The organism is Flavobacterium columnare, assembly GCF_014844295.1.
GTDB classification, from domain to species: Bacteria; Bacteroidota; Bacteroidia; order Flavobacteriales; family Flavobacteriaceae; genus Flavobacterium; species Flavobacterium columnare.
Map to the genome: position 1 here is coordinate 755,994 of NZ_CP054494.1, position 21,876 is coordinate 777,869.

Below are 21,876 nucleotides of genomic sequence, written 5' to 3' on the forward strand. Positions count from 1 at the left end.
TTTATAATTTATTTAATTTAACAAAACGAATATATCCTTTTCCTTCTACTTTATTTAATAAAGTTTCTGTGGTTAATGGAAATTCTGCATCTGTAATATGATATTTTTGATTTTCTACAGCTGATTCGAAACGAATTTTATACCCTGTATTTATTTTAGAGTCTTCTATTTCTAAAACGGTTACACTTCTATCGCCTCCTGCTACGGAAGCTCCTGTTTTTGCATCTACTTTATTTTTTTTGCTATAAAATTTATACCATTCTTTGATGTCTTTATACCATTTTTTGTCATCTCCCATTACATATAATGTTTTCTCATATTGCCCTTTTGGATTGATTAATGATACTACAATATAAGCTCCTTCTCCTACATAGTTTGTCATTTGCAACATACATTTGTATTTAGAGGTTTGAGCTGTTATGCTATTAAAAAACAATGAAAAAACAATCAGTCCTAAATATTTTGTGTACTTATTCATCTCTTATTTTAAAAAATCTAAATTTATTTGTTTTTTAGCTAATACTTCATTTTCTTGGGCTAATGAATAGGCTGTTTCATCTAAATCTGTTTTTGCCTTTTTATCAGCTCCTAGAGTAAGTAAATAGTTTATTATATTTTCATCTTTAGCTACCATGGCTGCTTTATGTAAAGCGGTTAATCCTGCTTCATTTTTAGCATTTATATTTATTTCAAAACCTTCTAACTTTTTTAAATATTCTAAATCATTTTTTATTACGGCAAGATGGTAGAGCGTATCTCCTTTTCTTAAAGGTTTTTTTAGATCTATTCCTTTTTCTTTTAACCATTTTAGTTTATCTAGAAAATCATCGTTCCCGTTTTTAGGTGCTCTATAATTTTGCACTAAATGGTAGGCTAAACCTTGTCCGTCTTTATCCAACAAATCAATAGTAGCTCCTTTATTTACTAGTGTATTCATTGTTTCTACTAAGCCTGATTTAACGGCTTGCATTAAGGCAGATTCCCCCTTATTATTGGTTCTACTTACGTCAACTCCTTTTTCTAATAAAAAATTCACAAATGCTAAATCACGCGTTCCTGCTACTTTATGTAAAGCGGTATTTCCTTCGTTATCTATTGCGTTTATTAAAACGCCTTTCTGTAAAAAATATTGAGCAATTGGGATCTGATTTTCTTTCTTAGCTATCAGGTGAAGAATGGTTTCTCCATTTGTAGTGGAAACAGTTGGTTTTAATTTTAAATCGTCAATAAGATATTGAAATATTTCTAAGGAATTAGCAGATCGTCGAGTAGCTTCAGCGGCCATTAATAAGGCATTAGGAGTCCATTTACTTCCTTTTTCAATAAGTTTTTTTAAATTAGTTATATTACCGGTTCTGGCAGCATAATCAAAAACTGTTTTTCCTAAGGCATCTTGATCTTTTACGCTTAATCCTTTTGTTTCTAAAAATTGTGTAACGGACAAATCTTTATCATAAGGCACAGCTAACATTAATAGGGTTGCTTTATCTTTATATAACTTTTTAGGGTCTAAACCTGCTTTAAAAAAGATTTCTATTAATTCTTTTTTAGCATTACCACTAGCCAAAGCATAAGCCAAAGGTGTCGTATTATGGGAATCTTCGTGATTGATATTAGCTCCTTTATCTATAAGATCTTGTACTAACTCTATATTTCCTTTAGCAGCAGCCCAATGCAGATAGGTTCTTTCATCATGTGTGAGCTTATTTATTTCATTCCCTTTTTGTTCCAACAAATAGTAAATCACTTCATTTGACACACCATTATTAATAGCTAATGTAACAGGATCAAAAGCGGAAGAGTTTAGCTCTGAAGCATTATTGCCTTTGGCTATTTCAGCTTGAACTATGGTTAGATTCGGATTTTTTTTCCAAAAATTTCCATCTAATAATGTATTTTTTTGTTGGGCAATTGACACTATATTAAATAGCATTGCTATTATTACATGTATTCTTTTCATTTCTAACTTTTATGTATAAGTAATAAAAAAATATAAAGGCAAAAGTATAGTTTTAAAACTATACTATTTGCCTTTCACAAAAACAAAACCTTTTAAAATTGATATTTTAGTGTTGCCATAAATTGTCTTGGCGGTATTGGATTAATACTGTAATTTTCATGTACTGTATAATTTAAAGTATTAGCCACATTAGACAATTTACATAATAAACTTATATTTTTATAAGTGTATCCTAGAGTTGCATCCGCAACTGCATAACCACTAACTGGAATCTCACGTTCTTCTATAAATACTGTTCCATTTTTATCTTTTGCATAACGGTTATTCCAACCGCCTATACGATTTCCTATATAGTTAGTTATAGCTCCTATGGAAACATTTTTGAAAAATCCGTTTTGTACTGTATAAAAGAAACTTAAATTAGCTGTTTGATCAGGGGTACGCGCCAAACGATCCCCTTCTAATGAACTGCCTACTAATCCAGATGTTTTCACAAAACGCATATCGTTATAACTATAACCTGCATTAATCTTGAATCCTTCGATAGGTGTTACGGTAATATCTAATTCAATTCCTTTGCTTCTTGTTTTACCTGATAGTTCTTTGATATTCGAATTAGAATTGGCTTTACCATCTAAGGTTGTAGCTGCCATTTGGACTAAATTATTATTTTCAATGCTATAAACAGTTACTCCTGTTGTTAAATTACCTTTAAAAAATTCTGTTTTTACTCCTGCTTCATATTGATTTATAATAGAGGGTTTTATAGGATCATTATAAATATCAACTCCTGTGTTGGTAGTGAATGAATTTGAATAACTTCCAAAAATTGCTATTGATTGCATTGGTTGAAAGACCAAACCAAATTTAGGAGAAAATGCTTTATCTACTTGTATAGCGCCTTCAATTGGTGCATTATCTTTATCTGCTTCATGATTAAGCACAAAAGGAGTTTGTCCTTTAGGACTTGTAGTATTTCCACCATCAATTTTGGCATTATATACAGTACTTTGAACTTCTTGCCATGACCAACGCAAACCAGCAAGTACTTTTAATTTTTCATGAATAGATATTAAATCTTGAGCAAAAAAGCCAAAACGTTTTCCTTGATTCTTTGTTAGTACTGAATTATAATTTTCTTGTGATCCTTTTTCGTTTGAAAATGTAATAGGATCAAAGATATTGATTTTATCATAATCTGTTATAGCAATAAATTTACCATCTTTTTGTTTTGTATAAAACAAATAGGAATAACTATCCGTATAACTAGTTTCTCCATCTACTCCTGTAAATAATTCATGTTTGAAACCAAAAGTTTTAAAACTTCCTTGTAATCCTAATTGTTGTCCTAATAGTGTTTCAACATTTTTGTTCTTACCTAATTTTCTAGTTAAATCACCCGTTATGTTAGAAGGTTGAATTCTGTCTGTTCCTTCAAATTGTCTTGAATAATTTTGGAATGACATATTTGCAATAAACTTCCAAGAATCATTAATCTGATGTTTTAAAAGAGCGGATAATGATCCCTGACGTGTTTGTCCGTTAGACCAATTAGCACCTAAATAACGACTAATAGGTACATCCAGAATAGTCTTCCCAAAAGCACCTGTTCCAAAATCAGGTGTCCAATTATCGTACAAATAATCCATTTGAAGAAGTACATCTGTTTTTTGGGTTGCCTTAAATAGAAAAGAAGGATTAATATAATAACGTTCTCTACTTACTACATCTCTAAAACTTTTTGATTTTTCAAAACTACTCACTACCCGGTAAGCAATTGATTTACTAAGAGGCCCATAAAAATCAATTACAGGTTTGTAAAAATCATAACTTCCTGTTTGAAAAGATAACTCTCCTCCTCTTTCAAACAAAGGGGTCTTGGTTACTAAATTTAAAATTCCTCCTGGTGCTACATTTCCGTATAACAAAGCACTATTTCCTTTTAAAAATTCTACTTTTTCTAATGAAATCACCTCAGGCATTGACCCTCCATTTTGACGAAAACCATTTTTAAAAATATTATTCGTACCCATATCATAACCTCTTGACCAAAAGGATTCTTGTGCTCCACCACGTGCTGAGCCTACATAAACACCATTTGCGTTTTTTACGACATCGCTCAAACGAACCGATTGTTGTTGATAAATCACTTCTCCTCCAATAGATTGTAAACTTTGAGGATTATCAAAAGGTTTTAATCCCGTACGAATAGTAGAAACAAACTTTTTTTGTTTGTGTTGTCTTATTTCTATTTCTTTTAACGAATATCTTTTTTTTCTAGCCGTATCATTTTCAACGGTATTTTCTGTTTCTCCTTGAAACCTATCTTGACCGAAACTTTGTCCAGACAAGAATAATAAGCATCCTAACCAATATAACTTCATTTTATTTAGACTAATTTTAAATTGTTTTTGGACTGCAAATATAAGATTAGAATTTTAAAAATAAAACATTATTTTTAATTATTCTAAATAAAAAATAAAAAGATTTATTCTAAAAAAAGAAATATCTATTTGAGAGATGAGGTTCTTGGACACAGTAAATACCTAACCTTCTAATTTTCAAAACATTATTTTTTCACACATCAAGTACCATCGAAATAGATTCTAAAGTGTTTATTCATAATTTTTACCACGGAGGGATTGTATAGTAGATAAGAATATAGCTAAAATCTGTTAAAAGTTTGCTATATCCGCTTATTTCATTTGTTTTCGGCTTGAACTAAATGATAGAATTACTTATTAAATACCATAAGAACGCTTCTTATATTTTAAGTAGGTTGATACCTTTTTATTCTTTCCCTTAAAATATCCCTTGAATTAACGGATATGTAATTATGAATAGTTAGTGTGTTTTGACATTTTTTAGGCTTTATTTCTTCCTTATTAAAACTAATCTAAAGATTTAATACGAATCTTTTGATAAAACAAAAGCAGCTATCTATAAACCGTTTGTTCTTCAAATAATTATTAATTATTTACAAAAAATAAGTTAAACAAAACCTAAAAAAAACATTTAAAAAAGAAACAACTCACTAAAAACAAGCAACTTATATTTTTAATTAAAGTAGACCGCTTATTTTTAACATATAACAAAGAAAAAAAGTACCTTATCTTTGAATCTCCCAAGTTATCTATGATTTTTTAAATTCTTTATCATAAATAAGGAATCTATACCCAAAATTATAACACTATTAAATCGTCGAAAAAACTTATTTTTTCTAATGTTTATTGATTTTTAAACAATAAACATTAATTTTTAATCCAGAGTTAAACTAAATTAAATAATATCTTATGAAAAAATTATTTATTACGATGCTCTTGGCATCTTTAACAGTATTTTCTTGTCAAAAAGAAAATATAACAGAGGATAAAACTGTAAATTATGCAGAAAACGCAATCCTTAATAATCCAAAAAACAGGTATGATGATTCTTACGATTCTAAAAGGACTTACACCCTTACAGAAAAAAGAGAAATCCCAGTTCAATTTAATATTTTGTATAAAAAAGGGAAAAGAGGAAGTAAAATAACAGAACAAGACATAAGAAAACAAATTGAGATTTTAAATAAGTCTTTTGAAGGAAAAGACGACAATTTTGCAAATACGCCTCAGGAATTTTCTAAACTTGCTTCTGGAAATACTAAAATTTCTTTTGTACTAAAAGGGATTAGTAGAAAAGAAACTGAATTTGATGCTGTATTAGGTCAACAAGAATGGTTTAAAACAAAAGAGCATGGTTTTCTTGCTGAAAATACCGAGAAAACATTAACGGTATGGATTTTAGACAGTTTATATGATCAAGAGGGTGATGATTTTGCGGGATACGCTTCTCCTTTATCAGGCGATAGAAATTATTGGGGAATTGCATTAAATTCATTATATCTTTATGATCCTGCTCCTCAACATCCAAGTATCATAAAATTCGGATATACTAAGGGAAAAATACTTGTTCATGAAGTAGGACATTATTTTGGATTATATCACCTTTCTGGACCTACTGGCAATTGTGGTGATGATTTAGTATCAGACACTCCGCTTGCTCCAAAAGAGCATTATGGTTTTCAAAAGCATCCTTTAAAAGAAATTTGCCACGGCAAAGAGTACACTCAAATGTTTGTTAACTATATGGATTATGCTGCTGATGAACAAAGAACAATGTTTACAAAAGGACAAGCGAATAAGATGTATTTTACTTTTCAAGAAGGGAAACCTCATCAAAAATTAGGTTTAAAAAAATAGCTCTTTTTACGTTTGTAGATAATTCTTTTTGAAAAGAAAAGAAGTAGGCATTGTAAAGACCAATTTTCTAAAACACAAAATTGGTCTTTACTTTTTATAACAAGAATCGTGTGGCACTATTTAATTAATAATTCTTTCATTGTTACGGAAGTTCCGTTATAAATATTAAGATCTACAGTACCTTTAATCCCTGGTATTTTTCCGTTTTCTGTTAATTGCCATATAGACCATTCAGAGTCTATTTCCTTATAAAATGCGGTGTAATTAGCAATCCAAAAAGGGTAATCTCCAAAATCTTCCTTTAAAAAATCTTCATAATAACTTTCACTACTATAAATAATAGGTTTTACTCCGTAATGAGCTTCCACTTTTTCCAACCATCGTTTTAATCCTACTTTTAACCGTTTTATTGATTGGGCTTTTGGCAGTTTTTCTATATCTAACACGGGAGGAAAATCGCCTTCTACTAAAGTAACTTGTTTTATAAAATTTTCTGCTTGTTCTATTGAATTTTCATTAGGTCTATAATAATGGTACGCTCCTACTATAAAACCTCTTTCTTTTGCGCGTAACCAGTATTTTTTAAATTTCTTATCTACTTTATTGCTTCCTGCGGTTGCTCTGATAAAAACAAATTCTATAGGATACCCTCCTTCTATTTCTTTTACTTTCGCCCAATTTATATTATCTTGGTATTCTGAAAGATCAATACCGAAAGATTTTTCGATATGCGTATCTAGTACCTTATCAATAGGCATAGAACGCGCTTCATTGTAAATAATTTTATCTGTAGTAAATCCTAAATAACGGGCAATACTTCTTTTTTGACTATAAAGAATAACCACAATACTCAATGTCATCACTAGTTTGAAAAACAAGGAACTTGAAAAAAAAGACACTTGGTTTTGTGGTCGTTTTTTCGAATGTGTATGGGTTCCTTTTTTAACTCCCTTAGAATATTTTTTTTGAGCCATTTACCCTTTCTTCAAAAATAAATTATTAATAACAGAAAGTAATATATAGGCAATAATTATCAGAGGTATTCCTAGATATTTAAAAACTAGCAATAAAACAACGCTCAATGTCAGAAAAAGAATTTGCAGGGCATTTTTAGACCAAGTGAATTGTTTTATTTTTAAAGAAAATAATGGTATTTCGGCATTCATTACATAAGCACTTAAAGCAGTAATTAACAAAAGGATGTAAGGATTATGCAAAATATCTACAATTATAGAAATATCTGTAAACTTAATAACTAAAGGAAAACTCATTATAAACAATGAATTAGCTGGAGTTGGAACGCCTATAAATGAATCTGTTTGGCGAGTATCTATATTAAAATTAGCTAATCTAAAGCAAGCTCCTAATGAAATAATAAAACCTAAAAAAGGAAGCAACATAACGGACCCTTCCAATGTATTAAGACTTAATTCCTGATTTCCCCCTATTGCTTTTAATATCATTTGAAACATAACATATCCTGGAGCAACTCCACTAGTTACCATATCTGCCAACGAATCTAATTGCAATCCTAAAGGACTTTGAACTTTAAAAAGACGTGCAAAAAAGCCATCAAAAAAATCGAGAAATATCCCTAAACATACAAAGAAAAAGGCCCACTCAAACTGTAATTGTGAAACAAAGACAATAGCTATACATCCTGAAAGCAAGTTCAATAATGTAATTAAATTTGGAATTTGCGATTTTATTGACATAAAAATGATTTTGTAATTTTTAATTTTAAACCTACAAAGGTAATATAATAACTTTATAAGTTCTAGAGTTTAATATATCAGATTTTTATTTGATCTTTGCCAAAACTGTTCCCTTGAAAAAAATATTAACCTTTAGTTTTTTAGTTGTCTTCAATTTCTTTCAAGCTCAAACGGCTCGTAAATATTCTAACGAATTCATGAATATTGGTGTTGATGCTAGAGCTTTTGGAATGGCTAATACCATGGTGGCTCATACGAGTGATGTAAATTCTGGCTATTGGAATCCAACTGGTTTATTAAAAATTGAAGATAGTGAAGCTGCTTTTATGCACGCTAGTTATTTTGCTAACATTGCTCAATATGATTACTTAGCCTATGCAAAAAAAATAGATTCTCAAAGTGCTTGGGGAGCATCTGTCATACGGTTTGGGGTTGATAATATTTTAAATACTACTCAACTAATTGATGCAAATGGTACGATTGATTATAATAGAATTAGCTTATTTTCTGCTGCGGATTATGGAGTCACGTTTTCGTATGCTCGTGATTTGCCTATTCAGGGTTTAAAATATGGTGTAAATGCAAAAATCATTAGACGGATTATCGGGGATTTTGCAAGTTCTTGGGGGGTTGGTTTTGATGCAGGTATGCAATTCGAAAAAAACAATTGGAAATTAGGTTTCCTAGTGCGTGACATTACGACTACTTATAATATTTGGAATATCAACGAAAAAGAATTTAAAAAAATTCAGAATGCACAAACTCAAATTCCATTACAAAATCAGGAATTACCCACAACATCTGAAATTACATTACCAAAGGCACAATTGGGTTTAGCTAAAAAATATAATTTCCATAATGATATGAGTCTTTTAGTTGCTACCAACTTAAATATGGAATTTCAACGCACTAAAGATATTTTTTCATCAGACCTATTAAGCGTATCACCATCTGTAGGTTTTGAATTAGGCTACAACAATCTTGCTTTTTTAAGAACTGGAGTTGGTAATTTTCAAAACACATTGGGAATAGATGGTAAGAAAAGTATTGGTTTTCAACCTAATTTTGGGCTTGGTTTTCATTACAAAGGTATTTCGGTTGATTACGCATTAACGGATATTGGTAACCAAAGTGTTTCGTTATACTCTAATATTTTTTCTCTAAAAGTAGATTTATCTATTTTTAGAGAATGATAAAATCATTTATATTACATTAAAAGAATAAGGTTTAACTAAGAAATTAAACAATGAAAAAACAAATTATCTTTTTATTAGTTTTAATACAACTCTCTTTTTTTTCTTATTCGCAAATCCCTAGTCTATCTGAAAAAGCGGTATTTAGCATCTTGACAGTAGATGTTGCTCAAGAATCTCATACGCTATATGGTCATACTGCTTTGCGTATTCAAGATCCTATGACTGGGTTTGATGTGGTTTATAATTATGGAATGTTTGATTTTAGAACGCCTAACTTTATATTAAAATTCACTAAAGGTGATTTACAATATTATGCGGCGGTTTATCCTTATGCTGATTTTGAATACGCTTATAGAGAAGAAAACCGTAGTATTTATGAGCAAAGACTAAACCTTTCCTCTTTTGAAAAAAACAAACTATTTAAGGAATTAAACAAATCTGTGTTTTCTGAAAGTAAATATTATACCTATAAATTTATTGATCGGAACTGTACTACTAAAGTAATTGATATCGTCAATTCTTCTTTAAAAGATAAGCCTATTATAAATACACTACATAAAGAAGAAACGTACCGAGAAGTATTGTATAATTATCAAACGAAACAGTATTGGTTAAATTTAGGAATTAATATGATATTTGGTCATCGCCCTGATGAACAAGCAGAAGTTTTGTTTTTACCACTTGATTTTATGAAAGTATTAGAAGCAACTCAACATAACGGAAAACCCTTGGCTGAAAAGCCCCACATATTATACAAGGCAACTGCAAAAAATGAACCTTTTTCCTTATTAAATAGTTGTATTCCACTAATTATCCTATTACTTATTTTTGTTTTATTTAACAAAAAAGAGCTAAACACGATCTTCTTTATTCTCATGGGATGTATTGGACTGTTTTTTTTGATTGTAAATATATATTCTTTTCACCGAGAAGTGGTGTGGAATTATAATATGCTTTTATTTAATCCTTTTTACTTAATATTGGTATACTTTATCTTAAAAAAACAAACTCAAATAGCTTCAAAAGTAGCTTTTGCTTGTCTTATTAGTATGGGGATATATGTAATTTATATGCTAAATAAACCGCACTTATTTATTATAAGTCCTTTACTTATTACAAATTTAGTCCTTACACTAAGGTTTTATAAAAAGAACTTAACAGAAAATAAAAAGTGATAAAACACACGTAAGGTTTTCCTTTTTAACTATTTTACTGCCCACGGTAAAACAAAACGGTACTGATTGTTTTTATCATAATATTCAGATCTATGAAAATACCTCTATGTTTTATATAGTACAAATCATATTGTAATTTTACCAAACTATCTTTTAATGATTCTCCATAGGAGTAGTTAACCTGAGCCCAACCTGTTAATCCTGGCTTTATAACATGTCTTGTTTGATAAAAAGGCATTACATCATTAATCTGATCAACAAAAACAGGACGCTCAGGTCTAGGTCCTATGATTCCCATTTCATTTTTTAATACATTAATGAATTGAGGAACTTCGTCTAAGCGTGATTTACGTAAAAATTTGCCAAAAGAAGTGATTCGAACATCGTTGGGAGTAGCAAAAACAGCTCCATTCTTCTCAGCATTTACTAACATAGACCTCAGCTTATAAATATTAAATACCTTGCCATTTTTACCTACACGCTCTTGTTTGTATAATAACGGTCCTTGATTGCCTAGTAGGTTCCCCAAAAGTATAAAAGGAACAATAAATATCCCTATTAGTAATCCTATAGAAGAAATTAAAATTTCCATAATTCGAACATAAATCAGATATAGCTGATTTTGATTATTACGAGAAAATGGAAAATAACGATAAAAATCTCTTTCTGCTAACTGAACGGGTATTCGTTGGGTAATAGCTTCATATACCTGCGAATACTCTCGTACAGAAAAACCATGTTCTACAAGATATAATAACTTTTCATATACTTCTACAGGCATTCCTACTGATCTTGAGGAAGCTACTACTATTTCTGAAATTTGATTTTTTTTTATATAATTAATTAAATCATTTACTGAAATATTAGCCACTATATGATTCGTGCCTTTAGCGTAAATTTTGGATAAATTTACATACCCTAATATAATGTAATGTGGATCATTTTTCCGAAGTCCATTTATCAACTCACTCGTTTCTGTTTCTTCACAAATTAATAGTGCTTTTTTCACAAAACGATGCGATGCCAAATAATTGGCATACACTAATCGCCATCCCATTAAAGAAGTAGTGATAGCTAGATAAAACAACAGGATTTGCAATCTATTTTCGGGTAAAGAAGGCGTCAAAAAAGGGGTTAATAAATAAACTAAAACGGTAATAGAACTCGTAAGTACTATGCTTTTTAATATACTGGTTTGATTACTTGCTGTAGGCAAATCATACATTTCAAAAACAGTTCCAAAAAAAAGCAGGTATACTGATAGAACTAAGGTCCAATAAAAATTCTGATCCGAAATTCTCAAATAACTGAAGTCAAAATGATTTCCTATAAAGTAGAGGATAAAAACAACAAAAAAAACATCAAAGAATCGAAGTAAAATTTTTCTTTCTGAAATTTCAAAGTGCCAATGCTTTTTATTAATCATATTTATTTTTAGGGTTGGCTTGCAAATTAAACAATTTCAAGGAGAGAAAAAAATGGAGTGACAATTATTATAACATTTAACTATTATGACAATAAATCCTTCCAGAGTAATTTCGTTTGCTGCCAATCAAAGGTTTCAACTATTTTCCTAGCTTGATTAGCTATATCTAAAGCTATATCTGGGTTCATAAGTAAAAAAAGAATAGCTGATACCATTTCACCTGTAGCATTATCTGACACCAATAAAGCATTTTCTTGATCTGAAAGTAAAAAAGGAATTCCGCCAACTCTAGTACTAACGATTGGCAACCCTAAGGCCATTGCCTCAATGACACTAACGGGTGTATTATCAAAATGGGTTGTATTTATAAAAACAGCATAGTTTTGAGAAATTGTAATCCATTGTTCTTTTGATAATTTTCCTGTAAAAACAATATCTACTCCTTTTTCTTGAGCATATTTTTTTGTTTGTTCTAAACTACCGTCTTTATCAGGCCCTATCATACATAATTCTGCTAAGGGGTATTTTTTCTTCAGTTCAACCAAAACATCTACTGCCATTTTGGGGTTATAAATAGAAGCAAAAGCTCTTACCCAAAGCAACTTGGGTTGTAAATCAGTTCTTAATTTGAATTGATATTTTTCTATTTCAATTGCATTAGGAATAAAAAGAATATTTTTAAAACCTGCTTCTGTAAAATATTTTAGCAAATAATTAGACGGAGCAACGTTTTTATAGGCATTTCCAAAAATCAATTGACATGATTTAGGATTTTCCCTTAAACGATTCGGCAAATTACCGCCATGTAAAATAGGAATGTATTTTATATTTAAAATTCTAGCTAATTGACTTATTAAGAAAGCAAACCAAAATGCCGAAGTACTGTAAGTATCTAGTAACAAATAATCTGCTTTTCTATTCTTAAGAACTACAAAGAACATATCCATTAATCTAAGTAACAGATTTTTAAAAGAAGATGCTACTACTAGCCTATATCCTTCTAACTCTAACTGAGAACTTAATGTGTCAATTGTCGTAACATTATACCCTTTGGTTGATAGTTTATTACCTATGTAAACTATTTGTATCTTTTCCTTCAAAATCATAAAATTCCACTTTTAACAAAGATAAAGCGTAAATAAAAGCTGGTGCTGCTAAACGCATGGCAGCATGATTTACCGTAATAAACCAAAATAGAAAAAAGGGTAAAAAAAAGAAATGTTGCTTATTGTTCAAAAAGAAAAAAAGAGGAACAAAAATTAACACTAATAGACCGATCACTCCAACCATACCATGTTCTGCTAAAGATCTAGTAAATTCACTATGTGTCGGAACATTCATTCCTGTCAATTCTTGTCTAAATTCCTTGTTTTTACCTACTCCTACACCAAAAACAGGATTTTCAAAAAACATATTTATTTCAGTTTTTGCAATATCTTCTCTACCGCTAAATCGAGATTCTTTTACTCTACCAATTGCATCTTTATTTGCATAACGCTTTTCTATCAAGCCACCTGTTTCAAATGAACTATAAAACCAAACCATGCCAGCTGTTGATATTAGAAACAAGCTTAACATTATTATTTTTTGTTTTGCCTTATTTTGAGCCCTACTAAAAACATATAGTATAAATATTAAAATCATAATCACCCCACAGTACATTCCTCCTCTAGAAAAAGTCAACAAACATCTATAAGAAAACAAGAACACTAAAAAAAAATTTATAAAAATCTGAATTTTTGATTTAGAGTTCAAAAGAAATTGTACAAAAAAAAGAAACATCCCTAAACCTAAAATGGTTGATACTTGATTAGGTCCAAACCCTCCTGAAGTCGCAAAATTTGAACTTGTATCAGTAACTACATCTCTTACAGATGGATTAAAAAGTATCAAATAGACCATCATCGACAAAAGAGGGTAGCTAACATACAATAATAGTTTTAATAATAATTCATATTTAATTTTATTATTATAACAATATAACGCAGCTATTGCCAAACATATTGGTCCTGATATATTAAATGAAATGGCTTTTCTAATTTCTGTATCAAAATTTAATCTTAAAGAGCCAATAATTAAAGAAGGCACTAATAGTAACAAATAGATTAAATACCAATATGCAGTTTTCGATACTCCTCTATAATACATTCCTAGGACTAAAAATGCAATTATGACATATTTCCCATATTCATTAATATGCATTGAATTAGTCATTCTTAATAAAACTTCTATCCCTACGACATATCCTGAAAATAAAAGTGCCTCATTTCCTTTATTTTTTTTAATATAGATAATAAAAACACCCGAAATAAAAATAAATATGCTATAAATTTCAGCTACAAAGGGAACCGTAAATATTAATGCTCCTAGAACTAAATGAAGAGCATAATATTTTAAATAATTATTGGTAAAATGTTGTTCCATTATCTATCAATCTAATAAAATCTGAAATTATTTTTTCCCCATCAAATTCATTTCGTACTTTTTCTCTTAAAATCATCCCTTTTTCTTTTCTTAATTTTTCGTCATTTATTAGGGTTTTAAGTGCTTCAAAAAATGATTTATTGTCATTAGATTTTACACAGAAACCATTGTTAGGATTAATAATGAATGGAATTTCACCTACATTTGTTGCCACTACTCCTAATCCATGATAACCATATTCTAACAAGGCTACTGGAAGTCCTTCTGAAATAGATGTTAGAATTCCTATTTGTGATTGTTCTAGAACAGAAAAAGTATTAGAAACACTTCCATAAACAAAAACATTATTTTCCAATCCATTGTTTATAATCTTTTCTTTAATCATTTTAGAGTAATCATTATTAGCGTCTTTTCCTATCAAATGAAAAGTCCAGTCTGGGAATTCTTTTTTAATCATTTTAGCAATTTGTATAAGCATAAAATGGTTTTTTTGAGGTCTTAAATTTGCCAAGCAAATAATCCTTTTTCCCTCTTCACCTCTTAATCTTAACTGAATATCATTTTGAGAAGAAAAATCAACAAAATTGGGTAAATATGTAACCTTCTTACACAAAAGATTTTCTAAAGACCAATTTAATAGTAGATTATTAACAACGATTATTCTATCAAAGAAAAAAGAACATAGTATTAAAGGTAAATTTTTTAAAAAAGTATTCTTATGTCTAAAACCATAATGATCATGCCAAATAATCTTAATATTAGGCAAAAACATTTTTACACATAATGCCAAAAAAAACGATGAACTATGCGCTTGGATATACTCAATCTTGTTTTTTTTTAAGTACTTATAGAATTTTAAAAGTGCTTTTATATCTAAAGTCTTTTTTCTTTCTAAAAAAAAGTATTCTACTTTTTTTTTTATCTTATTTTTTAAAAGTCCTTCCTTCCGAGTAGCTACAATACCTGAAAATAGAACTCTATCTGATAAAATATTAGCATAACTTACTGCCATTTTTTCTGCACCTCCTACTTCAAGACTATCTATTAATTGAACTATTCGCATATATTACTAGTAAATTGTTTCAAATCAATATATGTTTTTTTTAGAGGTCCTTTGTAATTAAAAACTTTTTCTCTAGGTTCCTCAAAGGTGTTTCCGTCATAAACATAAAAAAAATTATTTTCTAGTTTGTGTAAATCTAAATGATGCATACCTGCATTAAATTCTTTTATATGTTCTTGTTGTTTCAAATAAAAAGGTTTGATTCGACTTAATTTATATGTATTTCTAACTTTATCGACGGTATAGAGAGAGAGTCCATATCCATAAGCTTCGGAACAATTTTGAATAGGCAATAATAATTTTCCTTTATAGTTTATGATTCTTCCTCCTGGTCTAGACTCAGTACCTTTTAATATTTCCTTTTGTTTTAATTCCCATTTCCCAAACAAGGAATTAGATACATACAGATTTAAATCTAAATTCTTTCCCGCTCCAAAAATCAAGTTAATAGAGTCTGAAAGATAAATTGTAGGATCTTTTAACTGGCAATTTTTAATCAATGTATCACATATTTTCCATTTATATGGAAATTTCACAGCCTCATATAATAAAACATGTCCAGAAGCTTGTGTTTCAGGTAACATATAAAATTTTTTATTCTTTTGAAACACCTGAGGATAGGACATGTGAAATGCTTCTTTAATTGCATCTTTTTCATAACGAAATTTTTTCCCATCCTTTGAAGCTAAAACACCAATTGTTCCATTATCATATTTACTTTGATTTTCAAAAAAAATATAAATAGAATCATTAGATTCAATCCAAAAGGGATCTGCAATAAAATTTGTTGAATCCTTAGAAACAATGTTTTTTAGTATCAAATTTATTTTATTAAAATCCATTTTTTCAGGAAAACGTTTAGATATTCCAAAACCAATAGACCACCCAGAACGTTTAGACACAAAAAAAGGGGTTCTGTAATTTATAACACAAACTAAAAGAAATCCAAGAATCATGAAAAATCCAGAAATCCAAAAAATTTTTTTTTTCATACTATTTTTCTAGTTTATTAATTTCATAATTTCATTTTCAAATTGATCAACTGTAATTTTTTTAGACCACTCAGTTCCTTTAAATGCCATATTCTCCAAAATAATTTCGTTATTTATAATCTTCTTAATAGTTTTTGCATCTTCATCTAAATTTAAAGATAATATAATTCCCCTTTCCCCCTTAGCAATCATAAAAGGAACACAAGATATAGGTGTAACTATGGGAATACATTTAAAAATCATAGCTTCTGCCACCACTTTAGGCCATCCTTCACTTTTAGACGGTAAAATTAAGAAATGGCTTCTTTGGTATGCTTCAATAATAGTTTCTTTTGATTGATTTCCTTTTACAAGAATTTTTTTAGATAAATTATTTTTTTTTATCCATTCAATAATTTCATTACTTAATTCTCCTTCTCCATAAAACTCCATTTTTGCTTTAATTCCTGTTTTTATTAATTTTTCAACTAATTTTAATGCGTATAAAGGTCTTTTCCCTCTTGATAAAGTTCCAACGAACAAAAAATTAGCCTCTAAATTTATTTTTCCTTTTTCAAATACATTTTCTAAAAGTAGTCTTCTTATTTCCTCTTCAGAGTACGTTGCAGTAAAAAAAGGTTTTATATTACTCGTTTGATTGGGCCATTCTCCATATACCAACACTTGCATATTTCTCGTAAGAAAAGTATTCGATAAAATCCATTTTTGCAATTTATAAGACCAAGGCTGTTTGGCATTTGGATCCCAATTTCCAGCATATTTTGCTGTTTTTTTCTTTTTTGGAAAAAAGATTTGTATAATAGCTCCCAATAACCCCATGTTTCCTGGACAACGCAAATGTATATGATCTGCTTTTCGAAAACCTTTATTGATCTGATAAATCAGAATAGGTAAACTGATTATAAAATGAGCGATAGCCTTAAAACTAGTAAGATTAAAATTAGGTACTTCTAGCCATTTTTTTTTTTTATGCTCATAAGATAACCAAATAGGATCAATATCCCCTTTCGATTTTGGAGCTACTAAAATTAATTCATCTGTATTTTTTATCCATAAATTCATTTCACGTATATAGGGAGCATAACCATATATTTCGCCCTTTTTTTCTATGTGTTGTACGTGAGTAATTACTACAAATTTCATTAACTGTTCGTTTATTGAGGTATTTTGACAAATATACTAATCCATCCCCAAATTCTTCCTAAAGATTCCTGAAAGGCTTCTTTCTTTTTGCTTCCTTTAAACATATTGGTAATTCTAATCATAAGTAATATACCTGTTATTACGTGCCATTTACATCTGTCTATAAACTTAGGATTAGGATTTTTTACCCTCCAAACATACCATCCATTTCTTACTACCATTTTACCATATTTAAACTTATTAGGTCTTCCCGAAGGTGCATGATAATGGGCTAATCTTGCAGCAGTATTACAATACAATTCCCCTAATTGAGAAGTTCTAATAGTAAAATCAGCATCTTCATATAAACCATACCCTTCAAAATAAGTTGAAAACTGAATCTTTTCAAATAGTTTCTTTCTAAAAGAAGAAACTCCTCCCATTAGTTGTTCTACTGGATATGTTTTTCCACTTGGAGGCAAAAAACTTATACTTCTTCCATGAGCAAATAGAGGCAAATATCCTGGAGGACAGTTAGTATCTAACTTCATTCTTTTACGAAATTTGAATCGAATGGGTTCTTTTCTTATAAATCCATCCCAATAAAAGTAGTTTGATCCGACGTTTTCTTTTTGACTCTTTTCCCACTTTACCTCATTGGTTATATAACCTCCTACTCCTAATGCGTTTGGAAAAGTAAGGTATGTTTTTAGTATTTCTTCAAAATAATTTGCTTCCAAAATAACATCATCATCTAAAAAACAAACGATTTCTGCTTCTTTATTTACTTTTGTAATACCAAAATTTCTTTGACGTGTCAGACCTCGTTCTTCTTCAGAAACTTGATAATATGTCAGATTTTTATACTGATGTGTAAAAAGTGTATCCTTTGTTTCGGAATCGGGCGAGCCATCTACAATAATTATTTGATGAGGATATGTTTTTTGCGCTTTTATAGACTCTAATAAATTAGTTAAAGAGCTTTTCCTTTTATAGGTGCAGATAATAACACTAAATTTCATTTTCTTTTAATTTTTCAGCCCATTTTTCACTTATTTTCCATTGTTTTTTAAAATTTAAAAAGTATGCAAGGGGATTTTTTATATTTTGAACTTTATAAAATTTTAAAAACAGAACAGTTTTATAACCTAAAATTTGTTCTCTAGTATGATACAGAAGTCTAAATAACAATACTGTAGGAGAGGGTTTTGGCTTAATTTTATCATTATTCCATCCTAAAACGGGTTTTATTCTAAAGCCTCCAATAGGAGCTTTAAGATGTTCAATTTCTATTTCTGGGAAATAAACAACGTCAACTCCTTGATTACGAATCTGCATTCCAAAATCAGCATCTTCTCCATAACCAAACTCCATCCCTTTATTAAATTCAATAGTTTCTAAAAATTCTCTCTTCACAAAACTATTTCCTGCTCCAAAAATACTAGATTGTATTGGGTACTGACTTAATTTAATTTCACCCTTTTGTAAATAAGAAGTTATTAGGGCTTCAACTCCATATAATTCAATTTTATTAAATATTTTTTCTATTAAATCTAAATCAAAACGATTGTCATCATCTGCTAAAAATACCCATTCACTTTCTGTTCTTTTCAAAGCTAAATTTCTTGCATTACATACGCCTATTTGATGAATAAAAACATGATCAATTGTAAAAGGCCAAATTTCGTTAGTAATATAATCTAGTTCCGAAACACTTCCTAACTCTGGATTTTGCTCCACAATAACTATTTTTCTTGGTAAAATAGTTTGTTTTGAAAAGTCTTTTAAAACATCATATAAATATGCTTTTCTACCAATCGTAGGAATAATAACGTCTAATTCTCTTTTCTTTATAACTTTTTTTGAAGATCTAATGTTTATCTCGTTAAGTTTTGCTCCACCATTAAACTTAATTTTATTATAAAATAATGAATTTAAAAAAGGAAGCAAAAGAAAACGTCTTTCGTAAATCAATATGTTTAATAGTAAAAGGAAAATCCATCTTGTTTTGTAGTGTTGTTTTACAAATTTAAATAATACAAAACTTGACGCTTTTTCTGTATATTTTACATTTTTATTTGTTAGCAATTTGGATTCTGAATAACAAATAACTCCCTGAGGCATACTATTTTTTGCTAAAGAATTTAAAAAATATTCAAAATCTTCATAAATCATTATATCATCTTTTAGCGCTAATAAAATTTCCGCATTAATCCCTCCTACTAATCCAGACATTTGCCATGTAGGATATGTTACTTCTTTATTAACATTTATGAAAATAGATTCGTCTACATAACCAATTGCGTCAGATAAATAATTAAATATAGGATTATAAGACATCATCATTTTATTATGATGAAAAAGAGATTTGATTTCAAAAACATTCAATAACTCTATAACATCTTCATGACACCATAATAACAGTCTATCTGAAAATCTCTCTGCTAATTTGAGAATTCCTTTTGAGACAACTACTTCTTCTAATTCAATAGTCTTTTGATTATCAAAATCAAAAACTTTTTTTATAACGTTCCTTTTATGACAAATTATTATCATGTATAATTTTATTATAAAACCTAATATTTTTTTGTACTATTATTTTAACATCAAATTTAGAGGTTACAAATTTAGAGGCTTCTACTCCCATATTCTTTGCAAAATCTTCCTCTTGTAGTATACTATTTATTCTTTGAGCATATTTTTTATGATTGGCAGGATAAACTAGAAATCCACTTTTCCCATCTTCCATTAATTCTTGCGCCCAACCAATATTACTATTTACTATGGCTTTTTGCATAGCCATTGCTTCTATAGTAACCATCCCTAATGTTTCGGCATACGTTGGAAAAACACATACATTTGCTTTTTGAATATAATCTTTTACTTCATTATAGGGGATTTTTCCTAAATATTCTATTTTATCAAAGATTTCTAATTTTTTGAATTCGTTTTGCAATAACTCCCATGTAGAAACTGAATTGGTTTTTATGTCGTAGGAATCATTTCCTATCAGTACTAATTTTGCATAAGGGTTTTCTTTAAGTACTTTTTTTAAAATATAGGGAAGTTCGAAAACTCCTTTTTTTCTAATTAATGTTCCTATATACAAGATAAGTCCTTTATCAAATTCTATAGAATTTGGATTTTGAAATTGCTCCAAATCTAAACCATGATATATCGTCATTATTTTTTGTTTTGATAAACCAAAAAGTCTGGCGGAAAGTTCTCCTGCAAATTTAGTGGGGGCTATATAAGCTTGTGCCTTTCTAACGGCAAGTGTTTCAAAAAGTTTATTTTTAATTTTTTGTTTCCTTTTTTCTAAATGGCAAAAGTAAGTATCACTTCCATGAAAACGAATGATTAAAGGAACTCTAAAATTCATAAAAGCTGTAATCCCTGTCCAATCGGGGGCTTCTATTAAACTAATTCCGTCTAAATCAATTACTTTATTTACGTATTTTTGGATGTGTTTTCTATAAAGATACCATTTAACAAATAAGTATTTTTTATCTTGAATAAGATGAAAATCAATTCCATCTTCATTAAATATTTCATTTTTTTTTTGTCCATAAACAAATACCGTAACTTTCACTCCATTAATAACTAGAGCGTTTGCTAAGTTTTTAATACTGGTTCCCAAACCTCCTGTCTGTTTCATTTTGACATGCGGGTATTCTGGAGTTAAAAAAGCTATATGCATATTATTTTTTAAAAAAATCTTGAATTACTCTTTCTGTTAAGACTCTTGCTCCTTCTTCATTCATGTGACCACAACTAGAAAAAAAAACATCTTTATCAATGAATGTATCATAACGTTTTATCTCTGGATAAATTTCTTTTATTTTTTTAAAATAATTCATTCCCTTTGTATTTGCACATATAGGTGTTGTTATAGCAATACAATTAATGTTGTTTTGTTTACAAATTTTTTTTTTTCTTCATAGTATACATTCGTTTTGGCCTTTCTTAATCTTAGATCATAAGCTAATTCAGTTCCTTTTCCTATCAAAGGAGTAAAACCTCCATTTAACAAATAAGCTGATTTTTTTTCTATTAGGTTTAAAAAAAATTCTCTTAATCCTATTTTCGCTTCGTATTTAATATATCTATAAAAAGGTAGGTAACATAACCAATTGTAACTATCTATTTTATTTTCATAAAATTCTGAAATAACTTTTGTTTTTTTTATAAAAGGCATAAACTTTGCTCTTGTCCCCTCTGAAAATCCTTCCGTGCTAAGATTAAGATCTACTTCAATTAGTACATTTTTAATTTTAAATTGATTTTCTATCATTATCTTTAACAGTAATAGCGTTTCTTGTAACGTAGAACCGCTCATACCGTAATTGTATGTTTTTATCCCCTTGTCTACAAATATTTTAGTAATGAAATGATTATTAGCTCTAGATGAGCCTAATACAACAAGATCATATTCTTTTTTTTAGAATTAACGACATGAAAGATTTTATCTCTATTTATTGAATTTAAATAAACAGAGGTATATAAAACATCTAAAAAAAAAGCACTTAAAAAAATAAGTACAACTATTTTAAATACAAAAA

19 protein-coding genes are annotated in these 21,876 nt (G+C 29.1%); 3 read left to right on the forward strand and 16 right to left on the reverse strand.

Going from position 1 to position 21,876, the window contains the following annotated elements:
* Window position 1: 1 nt before the first annotated feature.
* The 3 genes from HUE53_RS03395 to HUE53_RS03405 form a co-directional block, all read right to left on the reverse strand.
* A complete protein-coding gene (locus HUE53_RS03395) occupies window positions 2-478 on the reverse strand; it encodes a DUF2271 domain-containing protein (protein WP_014166601.1) in 477 nt (158 codons plus the stop codon).
* 3 nt (window positions 479-481) lie between these two features.
* A complete protein-coding gene (locus HUE53_RS03400) occupies window positions 482-1,960 on the reverse strand; it encodes an ankyrin repeat domain-containing protein (RefSeq protein WP_192188709.1) in 1,479 nt (492 codons plus the stop codon).
* Between the two features lie 92 nt (window positions 1,961-2,052).
* Window positions 2,053-4,344, reverse strand: coding sequence for a TonB-dependent siderophore receptor (locus tag HUE53_RS03405; RefSeq protein ID WP_192188710.1), 2,292 nt, complete (start codon window positions 4,342-4,344; stop codon window positions 2,053-2,055).
* A gap of 909 nt (window positions 4,345-5,253) precedes the next feature.
* Here HUE53_RS03405 and HUE53_RS03410 point away from each other — a divergent pair.
* Window positions 5,254-6,201, forward strand: a complete 948-nt coding sequence (locus HUE53_RS03410; protein ID WP_014166598.1) for a M43 family zinc metalloprotease — start codon at window positions 5,254-5,256, stop codon at window positions 6,199-6,201.
* Between the two features lie 116 nt (window positions 6,202-6,317).
* On the opposite strand, the gene HUE53_RS03415 is transcribed toward HUE53_RS03410, so the two are convergent.
* Complete coding sequence (locus tag HUE53_RS03415; protein ID WP_014166597.1) at window positions 6,318-7,175, reverse strand: glycoside hydrolase family 25 protein; 858 nt, start codon at window positions 7,173-7,175, stop codon at window positions 6,318-6,320.
* On the reverse strand, window positions 7,176-7,916 hold the full coding sequence (locus HUE53_RS03420; RefSeq protein ID WP_014166596.1) for a CDP-alcohol phosphatidyltransferase family protein: 741 nt from the start codon (window positions 7,914-7,916) through the stop codon (window positions 7,176-7,178).
* Window positions 7,917-8,029: 113 nt separating this feature from the next.
* Here HUE53_RS03420 and HUE53_RS03425 point away from each other — a divergent pair, with 113 nt between their 5' ends.
* A complete protein-coding gene (locus tag HUE53_RS03425; RefSeq protein ID WP_099046425.1) occupies window positions 8,030-9,109 on the forward strand; it encodes a putative type IX sorting system protein PorV2 in 1,080 nt (359 codons plus the stop codon).
* Window positions 9,110-9,162: 53 nt separating this feature from the next.
* Entirely contained in the window at window positions 9,163-10,287 is a 1,125-nt protein-coding gene (locus HUE53_RS03430) for a lipoprotein N-acyltransferase Lnb domain-containing protein (RefSeq protein ID WP_065213325.1), read from the forward strand.
* Window positions 10,288-10,321: 34 nt separating this feature from the next.
* Here the strand turns inward: HUE53_RS03430 and HUE53_RS03435 are convergent, their stop codons facing one another.
* The 11 genes from HUE53_RS03435 to HUE53_RS14255 all read right to left on the reverse strand — a co-directional run bounded on the left by HUE53_RS03435 (window position 10,322) and on the right by HUE53_RS14255 (window position 21,653).
* Entirely contained in the window at window positions 10,322-11,713 is a 1,392-nt protein-coding gene (locus tag HUE53_RS03435) for an exopolysaccharide biosynthesis polyprenyl glycosylphosphotransferase (protein ID WP_014166593.1), read from the reverse strand.
* A gap of 83 nt (window positions 11,714-11,796) precedes the next feature.
* A complete protein-coding gene (locus HUE53_RS03440; protein WP_014166592.1) occupies window positions 11,797-12,819 on the reverse strand; it encodes a glycosyltransferase family 4 protein in 1,023 nt (340 codons plus the stop codon).
* Window positions 12,779-13,927: an O-antigen ligase family protein gene (locus HUE53_RS03445; RefSeq protein WP_225556172.1), complete on the reverse strand. Its 1,149-nt coding sequence runs from the start codon at window positions 13,925-13,927 to the stop codon at window positions 12,779-12,781. Before HUE53_RS03445 ends, HUE53_RS03440 begins: the two co-directional genes overlap by 41 nt.
* A gap of 187 nt (window positions 13,928-14,114) precedes the next feature.
* On the reverse strand, window positions 14,115-15,200 hold the full coding sequence (locus HUE53_RS03450; RefSeq protein ID WP_014166590.1) for a glycosyltransferase: 1,086 nt from the start codon (window positions 15,198-15,200) through the stop codon (window positions 14,115-14,117).
* The gene (locus tag HUE53_RS03455; protein ID WP_192188711.1) at window positions 15,191-16,192 is read right to left on the reverse strand and encodes a glucosamine inositolphosphorylceramide transferase family protein; all 1,002 of its coding nucleotides are present in this window, start codon (window positions 16,190-16,192) and stop codon (window positions 15,191-15,193) included. Before HUE53_RS03455 ends, HUE53_RS03450 begins: the two co-directional genes overlap by 10 nt.
* A 9-nt stretch (window positions 16,193-16,201) precedes the next feature.
* On the reverse strand, window positions 16,202-17,335 hold the full coding sequence (locus HUE53_RS03460; RefSeq protein WP_192188712.1) for a glycosyltransferase: 1,134 nt from the start codon (window positions 17,333-17,335) through the stop codon (window positions 16,202-16,204).
* Window positions 17,336-17,346: 11 nt separating this feature from the next.
* Entirely contained in the window at window positions 17,347-18,336 is a 990-nt protein-coding gene (locus tag HUE53_RS03465) for a glycosyltransferase family 2 protein (RefSeq protein ID WP_014166587.1), read from the reverse strand.
* Window positions 18,326-19,870 (reverse strand): glycosyltransferase family 2 protein, encoded by a 1,545-nt coding sequence (locus tag HUE53_RS03470; RefSeq protein ID WP_192188713.1) that lies wholly within the window; start codon window positions 19,868-19,870, stop codon window positions 18,326-18,328. The genes HUE53_RS03465 and HUE53_RS03470 overlap by 11 nt, the downstream gene beginning before the upstream one ends.
* A complete protein-coding gene (locus HUE53_RS03475; protein ID WP_225556173.1) occupies window positions 19,851-20,972 on the reverse strand; it encodes a glycosyltransferase family 4 protein in 1,122 nt (373 codons plus the stop codon). Before HUE53_RS03475 ends, HUE53_RS03470 begins: the two co-directional genes overlap by 20 nt.
* Window positions 20,973-21,015: 43 nt before the next feature.
* Entirely contained in the window at window positions 21,016-21,174 is a 159-nt protein-coding gene (locus tag HUE53_RS14250) for a hypothetical protein (RefSeq protein ID WP_225556174.1), read from the reverse strand.
* Window positions 21,175-21,203: 29 nt separating this feature from the next.
* Window positions 21,204-21,653, reverse strand: coding sequence for a hypothetical protein (locus HUE53_RS14255; protein ID WP_225556175.1), 450 nt, complete (start codon window positions 21,651-21,653; stop codon window positions 21,204-21,206).
* Window positions 21,654-21,876: the final 223 nt, after the last annotated feature.